At 33.6% G+C, this 19404-nt stretch carries 13 protein-coding genes; 10 read left to right on the top strand and 3 right to left on the bottom strand.

Translation table 11 applies throughout. From position 1 onward, the window contains the following. Positions 1–133: 133 nt before the first annotated feature. The 7 genes from FLAPXU55_RS11090 (at position 134) to FLAPXU55_RS11060 (ending at position 9732) form a co-directional block, all read left to right on the top strand. Positions 134–1810 (top strand): OstA-like protein, encoded by a 1677-nt coding sequence (locus tag FLAPXU55_RS11090; RefSeq protein ID WP_180857707.1) that lies wholly within the window; start codon positions 134–136, stop codon positions 1808–1810. A 311-nt stretch (positions 1811–2121) separates the two neighbouring features. Beyond that, on the top strand, positions 2122–3315 hold the full coding sequence (locus FLAPXU55_RS11085; RefSeq protein ID WP_053473552.1) for an aspartate aminotransferase family protein: 1194 nt from the start codon (positions 2122–2124) through the stop codon (positions 3313–3315). Positions 3316–3471: 156 nt separating this feature from the next. After that, a complete protein-coding gene (locus FLAPXU55_RS11080; RefSeq protein WP_053473553.1) occupies positions 3472–4866 on the top strand; it encodes a tetratricopeptide repeat protein in 1395 nt (464 codons plus the stop codon). Between the two features lie 2 nt (positions 4867–4868). Further along, a complete protein-coding gene (locus tag FLAPXU55_RS11075) occupies positions 4869–5618 on the top strand; it encodes a shikimate dehydrogenase family protein (protein ID WP_180857706.1) in 750 nt (249 codons plus the stop codon). A gap of 65 nt (positions 5619–5683) precedes the next feature. Next, positions 5684–6445, top strand: coding sequence for a lipid A phosphoethanolamine transferase (locus FLAPXU55_RS11070; RefSeq protein ID WP_180857705.1), 762 nt, complete (start codon positions 5684–5686; stop codon positions 6443–6445). Between the two features lie 246 nt (positions 6446–6691). Further along, positions 6692–8686 (top strand): DUF349 domain-containing protein, encoded by a 1995-nt coding sequence (locus FLAPXU55_RS11065; protein WP_180857704.1) that lies wholly within the window; start codon positions 6692–6694, stop codon positions 8684–8686. A gap of 626 nt (positions 8687–9312) precedes the next feature. Next, the gene (locus FLAPXU55_RS11060) at positions 9313–9732 is read left to right on the top strand and encodes an OsmC family protein (protein WP_053473558.1); all 420 of its coding nucleotides are present in this window, start codon (positions 9313–9315) and stop codon (positions 9730–9732) included. A gap of 73 nt (positions 9733–9805) precedes the next feature. Here FLAPXU55_RS11060 and FLAPXU55_RS11055 read toward each other — a convergent pair whose 3' ends face one another. Together FLAPXU55_RS11055 and gyrA are read right to left on the bottom strand one after the other, a co-directional pair. Beyond that, entirely contained in the window at positions 9806–11077 is a 1272-nt protein-coding gene (locus FLAPXU55_RS11055; RefSeq protein WP_180857703.1) for a tetratricopeptide repeat protein, read from the bottom strand. A gap of 47 nt (positions 11078–11124) precedes the next feature. Beyond that, positions 11125–13767, bottom strand: a complete 2643-nt coding sequence (gyrA, locus tag FLAPXU55_RS11050) for a DNA gyrase subunit A (protein ID WP_180857702.1) — start codon at positions 13765–13767, stop codon at positions 11125–11127. Between the two features lie 258 nt (positions 13768–14025). Between gyrA and FLAPXU55_RS11045 the strand changes: the two genes are divergently transcribed. From FLAPXU55_RS11045 to FLAPXU55_RS11035, 3 genes are all read left to right on the top strand, one after another. Further along, a complete protein-coding gene (locus FLAPXU55_RS11045) occupies positions 14026–16572 on the top strand; it encodes an ATP-dependent Clp protease ATP-binding subunit (RefSeq protein WP_053473561.1) in 2547 nt (848 codons plus the stop codon). Positions 16573–16713: 141 nt separating this feature from the next. After that, positions 16714–18084, top strand: a complete 1371-nt coding sequence (gene rimK, locus FLAPXU55_RS11040; RefSeq protein ID WP_180857701.1) for a 30S ribosomal protein S6--L-glutamate ligase — start codon at positions 16714–16716, stop codon at positions 18082–18084. A gap of 95 nt (positions 18085–18179) precedes the next feature. Beyond that, complete coding sequence (locus FLAPXU55_RS11035; protein WP_053473564.1) at positions 18180–18701, top strand: DUF421 domain-containing protein; 522 nt, start codon at positions 18180–18182, stop codon at positions 18699–18701. A gap of 23 nt (positions 18702–18724) precedes the next feature. On the opposite strand, the gene FLAPXU55_RS11030 is transcribed toward FLAPXU55_RS11035, so the two are convergent. Next, entirely contained in the window at positions 18725–19228 is a 504-nt protein-coding gene (locus FLAPXU55_RS11030; protein WP_180857700.1) for a hypothetical protein, read from the bottom strand. Between the last annotated feature and the right edge of the window lie 176 nt (positions 19229–19404).

Below are 19404 nucleotides of genomic sequence, written 5' to 3'. Positions count from 1 at the left end.
GGTTTTAAAATCAGAAAAACTTTGAACCTTTGTTTCTCTGTACCTTTGAACCTTAAAAATAAACATATAAATTAATGCTAATAACAATCTAAGGTTGTATCCTTTTTTATAAATTTGACAAAAATTTAATCACTTGAAGAAATTACTCTTTTTTATATCTTGTCTGCTTTTATTAAGTGTTCAAATCATTTCTGCGCAAGCACCAAAAAAAGTGCAGGGACCTAAAAAAATCAACATAGAACATTCTGATTATTTAGATGTGGATCAGGCTACAGCGCCTGATGCGGTCTTGCTTACCGGAAACGTAAAAGTAAACCATGACGGAGTAGTGCTTACCTGTAATAAAGCGTATTATTTTCAGAAAGAAAATTATTTAAAAGCCTTTGGAAATGTACAATTAGTACAAGGTGATACTTTGTTTTTAAATAGTAAATATGCCGAATATAACGGAAATATGAAAAAAGCTTTTGCAACTGGAGATGCTGTAATGACTTCGCCAGATGCAACTCTGCAAACAGACACTATTAATTTTGACCGAAATACCCAAGAAGTTTTCTATAATACAAAAGGTACTATCGTGAACAAAGACAATACTTTAGTGAGTAAATCCGGAAGGTATTTTGTCGCTGAGAAAAAATTTCAGTTTTTGACAGAAGTTACGATTACGAACCCGAAGTATGTTATAAAATCAAATCATTTGGATTATTACAGTAATTCAGGGCATACTTATTTACTTGGTCCGTCAACAATTACCAGTAAAGCCAATTATATTTATACCGAAAAAGGGTTTTACGACACCAAGAAAAACCTCGCTCATTTTTTACGGAAATCATACATAAAATACGATGACCGACTCATTGAAGGAGATAGTTTATTTTATAATCGAAACACCGAATTTGCATCGGCAACGCGAAATGTAAAAATCACGGATTCTATTAATAAAGGGCTTGTAAAAGGTCATTATGCAGAGATTTATAAACTAAAAGATTCAATGTTTGTAACCAAAAGAGCCGTTGCTATTAATTTAGTCGAAAACGATTCAGTTTACATTCACGGACAAAGATTAATGGTTACCGGAAAAGAAGGTGAACGAATTTTGAGAGCGTTTAAAAATGTTCGTTTTTATAAAACCGACATGAGCGGAAAATGTGATTCGATACATTCAAATTCTAAAACCGCTTTAACAAAACTAATTGGAAGCCCGATTTTATGGAACGGCGACAGTCAGATTACAGGCGATTTAATGCATTTAATTGGCGATAACAATACCAAAAAATTAGATTCATTAAAAGTTATTAATAACACCTTCCTCATCTCCAAGGACACTTTAGGAACCGGATATAATCAGGTCAAGGGACTCAATTTATTTGGAAAGTTTAAAGAAGGAAAACTCCACGATGTTGACGTCGTCAAAAATACCGAAGTCGTCTATTTTATGCGGAATGACGCCAATGAATTAATCGGAATTAATAAAAATGTCAGCAGTAAAATAAACCTGATTCTGGAGAATAATGCCGTAGAAACGATTACGTTTTTTAATCGTGTTGACGGAGATATTTTCCCCGAAGAAGATTTACCTGAAAATGCCCGTAAACTGCGCGGTTTTGTCTGGCGCGGTGACGAAAGAATAAAATCGAAAGATGACATTTTTACTGCCGAAGAAAATGAAATGAACGACAAATTAGTCAAGGAAGGAAAAGATCAGGAAGAAAAAGATAAAAACGTTCCTATGAAAGTCAGGAAAGAGACTTTGAATTACGACAAGAAAAAACCAGCTGTGAAAACAGAGACTAAACCTAAAGTTAAATAGTTTTCAGTTTTCAGTCGCAGTTTACAGTTTACAGACTTTGTGGTAAAATTATTTGCAGTTTTCAGTCTCAATTTTCAGAAGCCTGAAGCTTAAACACATTTTAATTTTCAGCCTTAGCTTTGAAATCTTTGCATTAACAATGCAATCTTAATTTTAACCTTACAAACTTTGCGTAAATCTTTGCGATCTTTGCGTTAAAAAATTAGTTTCAGTTTTTAGTCTCAGTCACAGTTTTCAGCAACCTGAAACTTTAAACCTGAAATAAAAATCTAAGAATCTTAGCATCTCAGCAACTTAGCATCTTAAAAAAAATGAACCCAGATTTTATAAAATACCAGGCACAAACTTCTCCTTATCCTTTAGGAATGGAAGTTTCGCACGCCATTGGATCATACATATACGATACAAACGATAAAAAATATTTAGACTTTGTTGCCGGAGTTTCGGCTTGTACACTTGGTCATCAGCATCCGAGGGTAAATCAGGCCATAAAAGACCAGTTAGACAAATATTCACACGTAATGGTTTACGGGGAATATTCGCAGAGTCCGGCAGTTCAGTATTGCAAATTAATGGCCTCACTCCTTCCGGAATCACTAAACAAAACGTATTTAGTAAATTCAGGAACAGAAGCAATCGAAGGCGCTTTAAAACTAGCAAAACGAACAACAGGACGCAGTCAGCTTATTTCTTGCCATAACGCCTATCACGGAAACACAATGGGTTCTATGAGTGTTATGGGATTTGAAGAACGCAAACGAGCTTTTCGCCCGCTGCTTCCAGATGTAGATTTCATTACATTTAATAATGAAGCCGATTTAGAAAAAATAACAACCAGAACCGCAGCCATTCTTTTAGAAACAATTCAGGGCGGTGCCGGATTTATTCAGCCGGAAAATAACTTTCTGCAAAAAGTCCGTAAGCGTTGTGACGAGGTTGGAGCGTTGATGATTGTAGATGAAATTCAGCCGGGTTTTGGAAGAACAGGAAAACTTTTTGGCTTTCAAACCTACGATGTAATTCCAGATATTGTCGTAATGGGAAAAGGTATGGGAGGCGGAATGCCTGTTGGTGCTTTTACAGCTTCGGCAGAGAGAATGGACCTTTTAACCGAAAATCCTAAACTTGGACATATCACCACATTTGGAGGTCATCCTGTCATTGCGTCAGCTTGTTTAGCGACTTTGCAGGAATTAACTGAGACAAATTTAATGCAGGAAGCATTAGAGAAGGAAAAACTGTTCAGATCGCTTTTGGTACATCCTTTGATAAAGGAAGTTAGAGGAAAGGGATTAATGCTTGCAGCAATGACTGAAACGGCAGATATAACCAATCAGGTTATTTTAAACTGCCAGGACAAAGGGCTAATACTGTTTTGGCTTTTGTTTGAAGGATGTGCAATCCGGATAACGCCGCCGCTTACAATTTCTGAAGAAGAAATAAGAGAAGGATGTTCCATAATTTTAAATGTTATGGATGAAATATTAAAAGCGGGCAATAATTAAATAATCTTTTAAAGATCAGAAGATTATAACTACATTTGGGACGTAAATTCTAAATTCATTGTTAATTAAATTGTTCAAAACAATTAATTTCCCTTCCCCACATCAATTATATGGTTGCCTAAATTTATAACAGGCTAATTTCAAATAAAACAAAGTATGCAATTAAGCAACGAAGAAGAAGATTATAACCTATCCTTATCGAAATTTGAGTCGATGTTAAAAACTAACAAAGTGCTCTTTTTTGATTCTGAAGAATTTGAAGAAATTATTCTTCATTATTTAGATATAGGCAAGGCTAATTTAGCAAAAAAGGCCTTAAAACTTGCATTAGACCAACATCCAAAATCTACAGGCTTAAAATTAGTACAAGTAGAAATGCTGGTTTACGAAGACAAACTTGAAATAGCTGAGAAGCTTTTAAACGAGTTGTATGCAATCGAACCAAACAACGAGGAAATTTATATCCAAAAAGCAAATATTTGTTCTAAAAGAGATCAACACGAGAAAGCGGTAGAATTACTTAAAATTGCCCTGCAATATACTGATGACTACGCCGACGTGTACAACTTGATTGGAATGGAATATCTTTTTATGGATAATCTTGAACTGGCAAAAGAAAGCTTCATCAAATGTCTTGAAGAAGATTTAGAAGATCAATCTGCCTTATATAACGTGGTTTACTGTTTTGAATTTTTAGATCAAAATCAGGAAGCTATTGTTTATCTGAACGATTACATCAACAAAAACCCATATAGCGAAATTGCATGGCACCAGCTTGGAAGACTGCATTATGGCGTAAAAGAATATGAAAGTGCTATTCGTGCTTTTGATTATGCAACCCTAATCGACGATGAGTTTTTAGGTGCGTTTATGGAAAAAGCCAAAGCTTACGAACGTCTTAAAAAGTACAATGAAGCTATTGAAAGCTATAATCGTACTATTGAATTAGACGATGCGACTTCGTATGCCTTATTGCGTATTGGTAAATGTTATGAAAAATTAGGAAATGCTGTAAAAGCGCTTCAATATTACAACCAGACTGTTCATGAAGATCCGCTTTTAGATAAAGGCTGGATTGCGATTACAGATTTTCATGTTCGCCAAAAGAATTTTCAAAAAGCATTATTTTTTGTAAATAAAGCATTAGCAATCGATAATCAAAATCGTTTGTACTGGAAACGTTACGCAACGATAAACAAACAAATGAACTTTTTTGAAGAGGCTGAATTTGGATACAGAAAAGCAGTTGAATTTGGAGATTATGCTCTTGATACCTGGTTATATTGGGTTGATATTCTTCAATTTTTAGGAGAATTTGAAAGTGCTATTCAAACCTTGCTTCAGGCTTCAGAATATTTTCCGGAAGAAAACGAAATCGAATATCGTTTGGCAGGATTGTATTTTATGATTCAGGACAATACAAAGGCAAAATTCCACTTAAGCAATGGATTGCGTTTGAACTTTGATAATTATATTCTTATCGAAGATTTATTTCCGGTAGTTTGGACAAAAAAAACAGTTAGAAATTATATCGAAAAACACAGAAAATAATAATGATTGATATTTTAAAAAGGCGTTTTGGCTTATTGGGCCGTAATATTAGTTACTCATTTTCAAAAGGTTATTTTACAGAAAAATTTAATGATGAAATTTTCGTCGGCAACAGCTACGAAAACTTCGACATTGCTGATATTAACCACTTTTCAGGATTATTAAAAAACAATCCGGATTTGAAAGGTTTAAACGTTACGATTCCTTATAAAGAGCAGGTAATTCCTTTTTTAGATAAACTATCAAAAAAAGCAGCTTTAATTGGTGCTGTAAATACTATTAAGTTTACCAAAAACGGCAAACTAAAAGGTTACAACACCGATTATTATGGCTTTAAAAAATCATTAAAACCTTTATTAGAACCGCATCATAAAAAGGCATTAATCCTTGGTACCGGCGGTGCTTCAAAAGGTGTAGCTTATGCACTTGATGAACTTGGTATTCTTTATACTTTTGTTTCAAGAGAAGCAAAAGAAAATATCATTGATTACAACTTGATTAATGCTACTACTTTTGACAATTATCAAATTATAATCAATTGCACGCCAGTTGGTACAAGTCCTAATATTGAAGCTTGTCCTGATCTTCCATATGAGTTTTTTACAGAAAAACACATTGCATACGATTTGATTTATAATCCTGCCGAAACTCAATTTCTTAAAAATGCCAAAGAAAGAGGTGCCGTAATTAAAAACGGATATGATATGCTTATTTTTCAGGCAGAGAAAGCCTGGAAAATCTGGAACAAATAAAAAAACTTGGAATGTAGGAAATTAAAGTAATTTTTGTAAATTAGTCTACTCATTTGTAGATAGTTATGAAAAAATCAATACTTTACTTCTGCATTTTATTTTTTATTTCACTTGCTTCTACAGCACAGGAATCTCAAAACACAAATGAGACTGCAAGCAGTGTGTATACAGAAGCCCGATATCATTATTATCTAAAAACGATTTTACTTTTTAATGAATATCTGGATACTGATTCCGGTTCATTTAATACAACACAGCTCCGATTTTTACATCCCATTGCCAATAAGGCTTGGAATTTAAGAGTCGATCTTCCATTAATTTCGACTAATACTTCTTCTATAAACAAAACCGGAATTGGAGATATAGGTGTCGGAATCAGCTATATTCCTTACTTAGAACATAAAAATGGCGGAGTTGCTTTTCGCGCTCGGGTCATATCAAATTCAGCCGTCGATCCTGCTTTGGGATCAGGAAAATGGGTTGTTGCTCCTGCTGTTTTCTATGGAAAATATCTGGTAATGAATAAATTATTATGGATAAGTTCTATAGAAAATCAATCTAGTTTCGCAGGATCAGACAACAGAAGCGATATCAATACAACCTCTTTTGAAAATTACTTTATGTATATTTTTGGAAAAAACTGGTTTGCTGCCGATGCCGCTTTTAGATATAATAACACAAATAAAGGGTTTCCAAATAATGCTTTTGTAGAATTTGGCCGAAAAATAACGGCAAATGATATGGCATATATTCATCCGAGCGTTGGTTTTGGAAATCATAAATCTTATAATTGGGGAATTGAAGTTGGAATGCTGATTTTATTTTAATCAGAAATCGACAAAAGTTTCTGTCTAAAATCATTAGTTTAACTTCAATCTTCTAAAAATAATGGGAAATTGAAATTTTTATTTCCTTCAAACAATTTATAAAAATTAACATATCAAAGGTGTAAATGATAGTAAAGAATAAGAATTTCATCGTAAAATACAGCATAAACAAACGATTTATTTTGTAGTTAGAAACACCTTTACTATCTTTCGCTCTGTTTAAAGTAAAAACCTTATACATTTAAAATGTTAGAAGAAAAGAATGATAACCTGCAAGAAGCAGACGGAAAGTTAGGAATCGATATTAGTGATTCTACACAAGATGATACAGTTGAAGCTGCAGAACCTGAAACCGTAACTGATACTCCTGTTTCAAGCCCTGAAAATGAAGTTGACGAAACGGCAGAAATTGAAGAAACTGATCATCAAAGTGCATTAGATGCCATAACAAATTCAAACGCCGAAGAAAGTGAAGATGAAACGCTAAAAGAGCGTCATGATATTCCTATGAAGGATTATGATACTTTTTCTTTGGATGCACTGGTAGACGAGCTTAAAAAATTGGTTAATATAGACAAAACAATGTCTGTAAAAGATCATATTGAGGAAATCAAAAAATCATTTTTACTGCAATACAACCATCTTATAGAAGAAAAAAGAGAAGAATTTAATGCTTCAAAAGAAGATCCAAATGAAGAATTTGAATATCATTCTCCTTTAAAATCTAAGTTTGATGAATATTATAATATTTTTAGAGAGAAAAGAAATGCTCACTTTAAACATTTACAAACTAATCTAAAATCTAATTTAGAAAACAGACTTGCCATAGTTGAGGAATTAAAAGAACTTATAAATCCGCAGGCCAATATAAAAGACACTCTTAAGCATTTTAATGATTTGAGAGAAAGATGGAAAAATGCCGGAGCAATTCCAAAAGACAAATACAATCACGTTTGGAACAATTACCACTTTCATGTAGAAAATTTTTATGATTATCTGCATTTAGATCGTGAAGCACGTGATTTAGATTTTAAACACAATTTAGAGCAAAAACAAAAAATCATTGCAAGAGTTGAAGAGCTTGTAAATGAAGCCGACATAAGTAAAGCGTTTCGTGAATTGCAGGATTTACACCGACTTTGGAAAGAAGATATCGGTCCTGTTTCTAAAGAACACCGTGATTCTATCTGGAATAAATTTAGCGAACTGACGAAAAAAATTCACGATAAAAGAGAAGTTTTATTCGAAAGCCAAAGAGCAAACGAACAGCAAAATCTTGAAGCTAAAAAAGAAATTATTTCTAAAATCGAGGTTTTAGGAACAGAGAAAGTAAACTCGCATTCGCAATGGCTTGTTCAGATTCAAAAAGTAGAAGCTTTAAGAAATGAGTTTTTCGCTGCCGGGAAAGTTCCTTCTGAAGTAAATGAGGAAACCTGGGCCGCGTTTAAAACAGCTGTTAGAAATTTCAATGCCTTTAAAAATTCGTTTTATAAAGACATCAAAAAAGATCAAAACGATAATTTAAACAAAAAGATGGCTCTTGTAGCTAAAGCCAAAGAATTGCAGGAAAGCACAGATTTTGGTTCTACTACTCCAATCATGAAACAAATTCAGGAAGAATGGAAACAGATTGGTCATGTTCCTAAGAAATATTCAGATAAAATCTGGAAAGAATTTAAAGATGCATGCAACCATTATTTTGATAAATTAAAAGAACACAAATCAGAAGAAAATGCTGATGAGGTTGCTGCATTTGACAACAAAAAAGCTTATTTGGATATTTTGAGAGCTTACCAGTTAACTGGTGATCACAAAACAGATCTTGATGCTATAAAACAACATATTGAAATTTGGAAAGGTTACGGAAAAGTACCTTTTTCAAGACGTCATATTGAAGGGAAATTCAATAAAATTTTAGATGCTCTTTTTGAAAAACTAAGTTTAAGCAAAAAAGAATCTGAAATGATGCGTTTCTCTAATAGAATCGATTCGTTATCAGATAGTAACGACACAAGAAAATTAGACAATGAAAAGATTTTCATTATGCGTAAAATTGAAGAAGTTCAAAATGAAATTTTCCAGTTAGAAAATAACATCCAGTTCTTTACCAATACTAAAAACGCTAAAAAAGAGAATTCAATTGTTACAGAAGTACGTAAGAACATTGCTATTCACAAAGAAAGCCTTGAAGTATGGAAAGACAAACTGAAACAATTAAGAAACTTAAATCAGCCAGAATAATTATCAGTTGAGCGAAGTCGAAACCATTTAATATAAAGGTGTAATGAAATTCATTGCACCTTTTTTTTGCGTTCAATTTTTGCGCTCATTTTTTAACGCAAAGACCGCAAAGATTTTTTTTATTAAGGAATGTTTAAAAACATAAGTTCGCAAAGCCGTTGTCAAGACAAAACTTTGCGAACTTTGTATACTAGTATAAAAACAAAAAACTTTGCAAACTTTGCGCAACCTCCTTAGCGTTATTTTTTTTAACGCAAAGACCGCAAAGATTTTTATTAAGAAATGTTTAAAAACATAAGTTCACAAAGCTGTTGTCAAGACAAAGCTTTGCGAACTTTGCATACTAGTATAAAAACAAAAAACTTTATAAACTTTGCGCAAATCCTTAGCGTTCTTTGCGTTAAAATCCCAATCCAATTTTCAACAAAAAACTTTGCGAACTTTGCGTAAACCTTTACGTTCTTTGCGTTAAAACTCCACAATTCAACTTTCAACAAAACCTAAAACTTAACATTCTCATTAAATTTCGTAAAACTATTCTGCAAAATATTGATTATATTTGAGTTACCACTATTACTGTCAATCAAACAAATAACATTTAATACTAATTTTTAAATAAGAAGAACATGAAATTTACAAGAAAAGCAAATGCTAACTGGCAAGGAACCGGCATGGAAGGAAAAGGAACTATAAGTACACAAAGTACAACGTTAGATAACGCACAATTGTCTTTTAAAACAAGATTTGCAGACGGAGTTGGAACAAACCCTGAAGAATTAGTCGCAGCGGCGCATTCTGGCTGTTTTACAATGCAGTTAAGCTTTTTACTTAACGAAGGCGGTTTCACTGCAGATGATTTATCTACAGAAGCTACAGTAACTTTTGAAGACGGAACGATAACTTTAATTCATTTAGATTTAAAAGGAAAAGTGCCATCAATATCTGCGGAAGAGTTTGAAAAAACGGCAGCTAAAGCAAAAGAAATCTGCCCGATTTCAAAACTTTTAAATACAACTATAACTTTATCAGCAACACTGGTGAGTTAAGTTATTTTCTGGGCATAAAAAAAAACCATCCCGTTTTACAGGATGGTTTTTTTTTATAATGAAATGACTAATATTAGTTCATTGTTGCTTTTAAAGCTTTTGCTTCAGCAGTCATTTCTAATGCTTTATAAACTCCTAATAATGTTTTTGCAACATCTTCGTTTTTAGGATCTAATTCATTTGCTTTTTTAAGGTAAGGAATTACACCTTTAAAAACGCCTTCTCTTTGTGCTTTTAAAACGTCGTAACGTTTCATATCTTTTGCAGAAGTACCCAATTTATTCATTTCGTCAATGATTGGTTTTTCAGCTTCTAATTTTAATGCAGCAAGGTTAAGGTATGCATTAGTATAGTTCGGATTGATTTCGATAGCTTTTAAATAGTATTTCTCAGCGTCAGCTTCATTCTTAGAATTTGCACTTAATACTCCTAAGTTGAATACTAAATCAGCATTGTTTGGATCTTTTTGTAATGCTTCTCCAACTAATTTTTTATACTGATCGTAATCTTTTGTTTCAAGGTATAAGTTAGCTTCTGTAAGAATCAAAGAGCTGTCATCCGGATTTGTTTTTCTGGCGTCAGCAATTGCTTTTTTAGCATCTTCGATTTTTCCTTTTTGAACTAAAATCAATGCTAAGTTTTTGTAGATTTCTCCTCTTTTTGAAGGAATTGCTTCTGTTTTAGGTTTTTCGTGAGTTCCTAATTTTATAGCTAAATCTCTTTCTTTAGCATTAGCAAAGTTATCTTCATTGTTATTCGCTTTGTTTGTAGCTAAATATAAAGTTCCTTTACCAGAATAGTTTAATTTTTTCAACTCTTCATACATAGGAAGCGCTGTATCAAAATCCTGTGCGTTTACTGCTGTAGATGCTGCATAGTAAAGATTGATAGTATCTTTTTTATCTAACTGGTAAGCATCATATAATTTTTTAGCACCGTCAGAATGTTTGTTTGCCTGAGTATCTGCAATCGCTGAGTTAATCAACAAACCTTTGATATTTGTAATCGAAGCTGCTGCCTGAGTTGAATATTTCTGTTTTCCAGAAGTATTTTCAACATCAATTAATTTTTTGTAGCTGTCAGCCGCTGCAGTTAAGTTTTTACTTTCTTCAACTTTTTTAGTTGCAAGGTCTAAATAAGCATTTCCTTGTACAAAATAATATTGAGCCTGCTCCGTATCTTTTGCATTTACTATAGAGTTTTCAGCATCTTTTAGCTGCGCAAGTGCTCCTTGTGCATCACCGCTTTTCAATGCTTTTTCAGCATTTTTAATCTGATCTTTTTGAGCAAATGTAGCTACAGAAATCAGTAATGCTGACGCTAGTATAACATATTTACTTTTCATAATGTTCAATTTGTATATTTAATTTAATTTTCTTGTGGTTTTACTTTTTATTCTTCCGATTCTTCTTCTTCAGAGTCATCGTCGTCTTCCACTACATCATCAGCGTCATCGTCGTCGTCGTCAGCAGTTCCATCATCTTCAAGAACTTCATCCAGATCCGGCTTAACTCTTTCAATTGCAGATTCGACAACATTACCATCTTCATCTACAATAACTTCTTCTACATCATCTTTCATAACTTTTGTAACAGCAGCGATAGAATCTTTTCCTTTTAGGTTAATCAATCTAACACCTTGAGTAGCACGTCCCATAACACGTAAATCCTCAATTGCCATTCTAATTGTTAATCCGGACTTGTTGATGATCATTAAATCATCAGAATCTGTAACGGCATTAATCGAAATTAATTTTCCTGTTTTCTCCGTGATATTTAGCGTTTTCACCCCTTTACCTCCACGGTTTGTAATTCTGTACACATCTTCTCCATCGTCGTCAACTAATTTGGTACGTTTTCCGTATCCGTTTTCAGTTACCACTAATATTTGAGAATCAGCAACATCATTTTTAGCTACAGTAACCATACCAATTACTTCATCAGTATCATCTTTTAAAGAAATTCCACGAACTCCGGAAGCTGTTCTTCCCATCGGACGTGTTTTGGTTTCTTCAAAACGAACCAATTTACCAGACTTAACTGCCAGGATAATTTGGCTTTCACCGTCAGTTAATTTAGCTTCAAGTAATTCATCACCTTCCTTAATTGTAATAGCGGCAACTCCATTTACACGAGGCTTAGAATATTTCTCTAAAGAAGTTTTCTTAACCTGTCCTTGTTTCGTAACCATTACAAGGTTATGCGTATTGATATAATCTTTGTCTTTTAAGTCTTGTGTACAAATGAAAGCTTTTACTTTATCGTCGCTTTCAATATTCACTAAGTTTTGAATTGCTCTACCTTTAGCGGTTTTACTTCCTTCCGGAATTTCGTAAACACGCATCCAGAAACATTTTCCTTTTTGGGTAAAGAACATCATATATTGGTGGTTGGTTGCAACGAACATATGTTCAAGGAAATCCTGATCTCTTGTTCCTGCGCTTTTTTGACCAACTCCGCCTCTATTTTGAGTTTTATATTCTGTTAAGTTGGTACGTTTGATATAACCTGCATGCGAAATTGTAATAACCACATTTTCATCAGCAATCAAATCTTCGATACTTACATCTCCACCAGAATATTCAATAGTAGAACGACGTTCGTCTCCGTATTTCTCACGAATTTCTTCAAGTTCTTCCTTAATTAAGTTAGTTCTTAAATTAACATCTGCTAATAAAGCTTTTAAGTGCTCGATTAATTTCATTAATTCCTCAAACTCAGCTCTTAATTTATCTTGCTCCAGACCTGTTAACTGACGTAAACGCATCTCAACAATAGCTCGGGCCTGAATGTCTGACAAACTGAATCTTTCAATTAATTTTTCACGCGCTTCTTCTGTGTTTTTAGAACCTCTGATGATCGCAATTACTTCATCAATATTATCAGAAGCAATAATTAATCCTTCTAAGATATGTGCTCTTTCTTCAGCTTTACGTAATTCAAATTGAGTTCTACGAACTACAACATCATGACGGTGCTCAATAAAGTAGTGAATCATATCTTTTAGATTCAACATTTGAGGACGTCCTTTTACAAGTGCAATATTATTTACACTAAAAGAAGATTGTAATGATGTGAATTTATATAAGGTATTTAATACTACGTTTGGTGTAGCATCACGTTTCAGGATATAAACGATACGCATACCGTTTCTATCAGACTCGTCACGAATATTTGCAATACCTTCAATTTTTTTATCATTAACTAAATCAGCCGTACGTTTGATCATCTCGGCTTTGTTAACCTGATATGGAATTTCGGTAACAATAATACATTCTCTTCCATCAACTTCTTCAAAACCAACTTTGGCACGCATAACAATACGTCCTCTACCAGTTTTAAAAGCTTCGCGAACGCCTTCATAACCATATATTACACCACCGGTTGGAAAATCCGGAGCTTTAATATGTGTCATTAATTCGTCAACTTCGATATCATTATTATCAAGGTACGCTAATGTACCGTTAATAACTTCTGTTAAATTGTGCGGCGGCATATTAGTCGCCATACCTACTGCAATACCTGTTGCTCCATTTACTAATAAGGTAGGAACTCTTGTAGGCATTACTTTTGGCTCATATAAAGTATCGTCAAAGTTTAATTGAAAGTCAACTGTTTCTTTTTCGATGTCTGCCATAATATCTTCAGATATTTTACGCATTCTCGCCTCAGTATAACGCATTGCTGCCGGACTGTCACCATCAACAGAACCAAAGTTACCCTGACCGTCAACTAATAAATATCGCATACTCCATTCCTGAGCCATACGAACCATTGCATCATAAACAGAGGTATCACCGTGTGGGTGATACTTACCTAAAACCTCCCCTACAATTCTCGCAGATTTTTTGTGGGCAGATCTTGAAGTTACACCTAAATCATACATTCCGTAAAGAACTCTTCGATGCACTGGTTTCAAGCCATCTCTAACATCAGGAAGTGCTCTCGATACAATTACTGACATCGAATAATCGATGTAAGCTGATTTCATTTCATCTTCAATGTTAATAGGAATTAACTTTTCTCCTTCAGACATAAGTTGTTATGTTTTAATAATTACATTAGTTTCAAAGCGTGCCAAGATACGTTTTTTTAAAATTTTTTCAGCTATTTCCTTACACTTATTTAAATGATTTATTAACAACTTTATTTTAGGTTTTAGTTAATAAATTAAGCGTTTTTTAACGCTTTTATTGTTATTTTTTTTGTCAATTAGCTGACAGTAGTTCTCGATGGGTATGGTTTTTGTTTTTCAAACTGTAATTCATTAAATTTACAATACCAATTATATATTATGGATGATAATTTTTCACCAAGAGTAAAAGATGTTATTACATACAGTAAGGAAGAAGCCCTTCGTTTAGGACACGACTTTATTGGTACTGAGCATCTAATGCTGGGCATTTTAAGAGATGGTAACGGAAAAGCTATTCATATACTTAATAACCTAGCAGTCGATCTAGACCATTTACGCAGGAAGGTAGAAATACTGAGTCCAGCCAACCAGAGCGTTGAGATAAATGCCGAAAAGAAAAACCTTCATCTGACCCGACAGGCCGAAAGGGCATTGAAGACCACTTTTCTTGAAGCTAAAGTATTTCAAAGTTCGTCGATTAGCACAGCTCACTTGCTTTTATGCATCTTACGAAACGAAAACGATCCAACAACCAAGCTGTTGAATAAGCTAAAAATAGATTATGACATAGCTAAAGAACAATATTTAAACATGACGCCAAACGAAGAAGAATTCTTAGAAAACTTGCCAAGAAACGAATCGTACAATGACGATTCAGGACAAGATGACAGTCTAAAGGAAAGTAGTTTTAATAATCCAGCCAATAAGTCAAACAAAAAATCTAAAACACCTGTTTTAGATAATTTTGGGAGAGATTTAACAGAAATGGCTGAAGAAGGAAAACTAGATCCTGTTGTAGGACGCGAAAAAGAAATTGAACGTGTCTCACAAATTTTAAGCCGAAGAAAAAAGAACAATCCGCTTCTTATTGGAGAGCCCGGAGTTGGTAAATCTGCTATTGCAGAAGGACTTGCTTTACGTATTATCCAGAAGAAAGTATCCCGTATTCTTTTTCACAAACGTGTTGTAACATTGGATTTGGCAAGTTTAGTTGCCGGAACAAAATACAGAGGCCAGTTTGAAGAAAGAATGAAAGCCGTAATGAACGAGCTGGAGAAAAACGATGACATTATTCTTTTTATTGACGAAATCCACACTATTGTAGGAGCTGGAGGAGCAACTGGTTCACTTGATGCTTCAAACATGTTCAAACCTGCATTAGCAAGAGGTGAAATACAATGTATTGGTGCTACAACTCTTGATGAGTACAGACAATATATTGAAAAAGATGGTGCTTTAGAAAGACGTTTCCAAAAAGTAATTGTTGAACCAACTTCTGTTGAAGAAACAATCGCGATTTTGAACAACGTAAAAGACAAATACGAAGACCACCACAATGTTACTTATACACAGGAAGCAATTGAAGCTTGTGTTAAATTAACAAACAGATATATGTCTGAGCGTTTCTTACCGGACAAAGCTATTGATGCTATGGACGAAGCCGGATCTCGTGTTCACATTACTAATATTGATGTTCCAAAACAAATTTTGGATTTAGAACGTCAGTTAGAAGAAGTTCGCGAAATGAAAAACATGGTAGTTAAGAAACAAAAATATGAAGAAGCTGCCAAACTTCGCGATGATGAAAAACGTATCGAAAAAGATCTGGCTGTTGCACAAGAACAATGGGAAGAAGATTCTAAAAACAACAGAATTGAAGTTACAGAAGATAATGTAGCCGATGTTGTTTCTATGATGACCGGAATTCCTGTTAACAGAATTGCACAGACAGAAAGCAACAAATTAGCACAATTACCTCAATTGATTCAGAATAAAGTAATTGGTCAAAATGAAGCTGTTCTTAAAATTGCACGTTCTATTCAACGTAACAGAGCCGGACTTAAAGATCCTAATAAACCAATTGGTTCATTTATTTTCTTAGGTCAGACCGGAGTTGGTAAAACACAATTAGCAAAAGTTTTAGCAAAAGAATTATTCGATTCTGAAGATGCGTTAGTTCGTATTGACATGAGCGAATACATGGAAAAATTTGCAATTTCTCGTTTAGTTGGAGCGCCTCCGGGATACGTAGGTTACGAAGAAGGTGGTCAATTAACTGAAAAAGTTCGTAGAAAACCATATTGCGTTGTACTTTTAGACGAGATCGAAAAAGCGCATCCGGATGTGTTTAATATGATGTTACAAGTTTTAGATGACGGATATTTAACAGATAGTTTAGGTCGTAAAATTGACTTTAAAAACACTATTATTATCATGACATCTAACGTTGGAGCACGTCAGTTGAAAGACTTCGGACAAGGTGTTGGATTCGGAACTGCTGCAAAAGTAGCTCAGGCCGATGAAAACTCAAAAAGCATTATCGAAAATGCATTGAAAAAAACCTTTGCTCCTGAATTCTTAAACAGAATTGACGACGTAATTGTATTCAACAGTTTAGAAAAAGGAGATATCGATTTGATTATCGAAATCGAATTGAAAAAACTTTACTCACGTATTGCTGAACTTGGTTACAAATTAAGCTTAACAGACAAAGCCAAAGCATTTATTGCCGAAAAAGGTTTTGACAAGCAATTTGGAGCAAGACCGCTTAAAAGAGCAATTCAAAAATATGTTGAAGATTTGTTAGCAGAAGAAATCATTACTTCGAAAATACATTCAGGCGATGAAATCATGATGGATCTAAAAGAAGATTCGCAAGAACTTTCGGTAGAAATTCACAAAGCCGAAGAGCCGACAAATCAATAAATTACTTAAAATTTATAACAAAAATAATCCACCCGTTACGTTTTCATAACTTAACGGGTGTTTTTTTTGGATAATTTACTATCTTTAGTAAAAGCAAATAGCTATTTTTGAATTTAAATTCTATAATAAATAAAACAAAGTATGCTTCAAAACAAAGTCATTTTAGGCAGCGAAGAATGGTGCGCATTTCCAGAACTTGGAATCCCGACAATTAAGGCTCGTGTCGATTCTGGTGCCAAAACTTCGGCAATGCACGCTATCAACATAGCTCCTTTTATAAAAAATGATGCTAATTGGGTTAAGTTTGACATTAATCCAATCCAAAATAATATTAAAACCATCATTCATTGCGAAGCTCCGCTTGTCGATAAAAGAATTGTAAAAAGTTCTAGCGGTTTTAGAGAACACCGTTATGTAATTCAGACCAATATTAGAATTGGCGATTCAAAATGGCCAATCGAAATGACTTTGACCAATCGTGATTCCATGGGTTTCCGTATGCTTTTAGGACGCGAAGCCATGAGCGGACGTGTATTGGTTGATCCGGAAGAAAAATACTTACTTGGACAGCCTACAAGCGAGGCTTTAAAAGAATTATATCAAAACTCAGAAAAAGCAAGTTCTGGTTTACGAATTGGCCTTTTAGCCAGTAATCCGGAATTATACAGCAATAAAAGAATTATGGAAGCGGGCGAAATGCGCGGTCATGAAATGCATTTTTTGAACATCAAAGAATGTTACATGAAACTCGATGCCAAAACTCCGGAGATTCATTACAGAGGCGGAAAAATCTTAAATCAATTTGATGCCATAATTCCACGAATTAGACCAAGTATAACTTTTTACGGCTGTGCTTTAACACGTCAATTTGAAGCATTGAAGGTTTTCGTTTTAAACTCCGCTACAGCCATAACACAATCAAGAGATAAATTATATTCACTGCAATTGCTTTTAAACAGCGGTATTGATATCCCAACAACTGGTTTTGCCAATTCTCCGCTGGATACAGACGATTTAATTAAGATGGTTGGAGGTTCTCCTCTAATTGTCAAGTTATTAGAAGGAACGCAGGGAAAAGGGGTTGTTTTAGCCGAAACTAAAAAAGCCGCAGAAAGTGTTATCAATGCTTTTAAAAGTTTAAATGCAAATATCTTAGTTCAGGAATTCATCAAAGAAGCAAATGGAAAAGATATTCGCTGTTTTGTAATTGACGGAAAGGTGGTTGCTGCGATTCAGCGTGAAGCAATGCCGGGCGAATTTAGAGCAAATATTCACCTTGGCGGAACAGCATCTGTAATAAAAGTAACTGCCGAAGAGAAAAAGATCGCGATTAAGGCCGCAAAAGCCATGGATTTAAAAGTAGCTGGTGTGGATATTATTCGTTCTTCAAAAGGGCCATTATTATTGGAGGTAAACTCTTCACCGGGTCTTGAAGGAATCGAAGGTGCAACAAATAAAGATATTGCCGGAGAAATGATTAAAGCAATTGAAAAGAATTTTAAACTTGGTTAAGTTCATCTAAACTTAATATCACATAAATAATTTAGCAGCTTTGTCAAAGTTTTAAAACTTTGACAAAGTTTTTTTTTAACTTTAAAATAAAAAACATGCTTTTTCCCTATTTAGATATCATATTAAGAAGCGTTGCCGTCTACTTTTTTATGACAATTGCCTTACGCGTTTTTGGTAAAAAAGAACTTTCACAATTAAATACAGCAGATATTATTCTGATTTTACTAATTAGTAACTCCGTTCAAAATGCAATGGTTGGGCCAGACACAAGTCTTTCAGGAGGTTTAATTGCTGCATTAGTTTTATTTATAATCAATTTTATAATTAAAAAATTGACGCGCAAATACAAGGTTTTTGGCGAACTTTTATTAGACAAACCCGAAGTATTAATTCATGATGGAAAGCTCGATTTTAAAGCTTTAAGTAAATTAGATATTTCTGACGAAGAATTAAAGGAAGCCATGAGAGAACATGGAATCGAATTTTTTAAAAATGTAAAGCTTGCAATGTTAGAAATTGACGGAACAATCAGTATAATTTCTGAAGATCAGGAAAAATTAAAACAAACACATTATAAACGTAAACACAATCATAAAAGCCTGCAGAATTTTAATTAAAGAGAAACAAAAAACTTTATTTCTTATTTTTTAAAAGGGATTTTTGATTTACCATAAAATGATAAAAGTAAATCCTCATCCGCAAACCTCCCATCCAAATCATATCTCATAGGTGTTTTTACCAATAGTGTACTAAAGTTTCCTTCTACATCTATGTAAATCTTTTTCATATAATATCTTTCAGAAGAAATAAGACAGTCATTTATAGCAAATAACATTTTTTTCCGGGAAGATTTTTGAATCCCCATCATATCACTAACCTTAGCTATTACTAAAATAGTATCATTTCTTTCAACTGTATAATATTTTAATTTATCTGTATTTATGCCTTTCAAAGATTTACTGACCGATTCTTTTATAAAACAGGAAATTATATCCGATTCTTCATTTGGATTGCTGGTCACTTTCTTTTGATCTACTTTTAAACGAATTCTTCTTATATCATCGTCGCCTTTACAAGAGAAAAGCAAAAAAAACACCAATAAGAAAAGTGGTGAAAGCTTATTGTTTTTAAAGATATGTATCAATTGGGATTAGCAGTTTTAAAAACTCATTTCAATCTATTTCAATACTTTAGAAAATGAGTTTACATGTTTAATAATCCTGCAAATATCAATTTACAGAATCTTAAAAATGACTGCTAAAAATTATAAAAACACCATTTACAGACATATTTCCATTTACAATTAAACGAAACAAAAAA

The sequence above is a fragment of the Flavobacterium panici genome (assembly GCF_903819335.1).
GTDB classification, from domain to species: Bacteria; Bacteroidota; Bacteroidia; order Flavobacteriales; family Flavobacteriaceae; genus Flavobacterium; species Flavobacterium panici.
The sequence above is the reverse complement of the archived record's forward strand: the minus strand, read 5'-3'. Positions and strand labels throughout refer to the sequence as shown.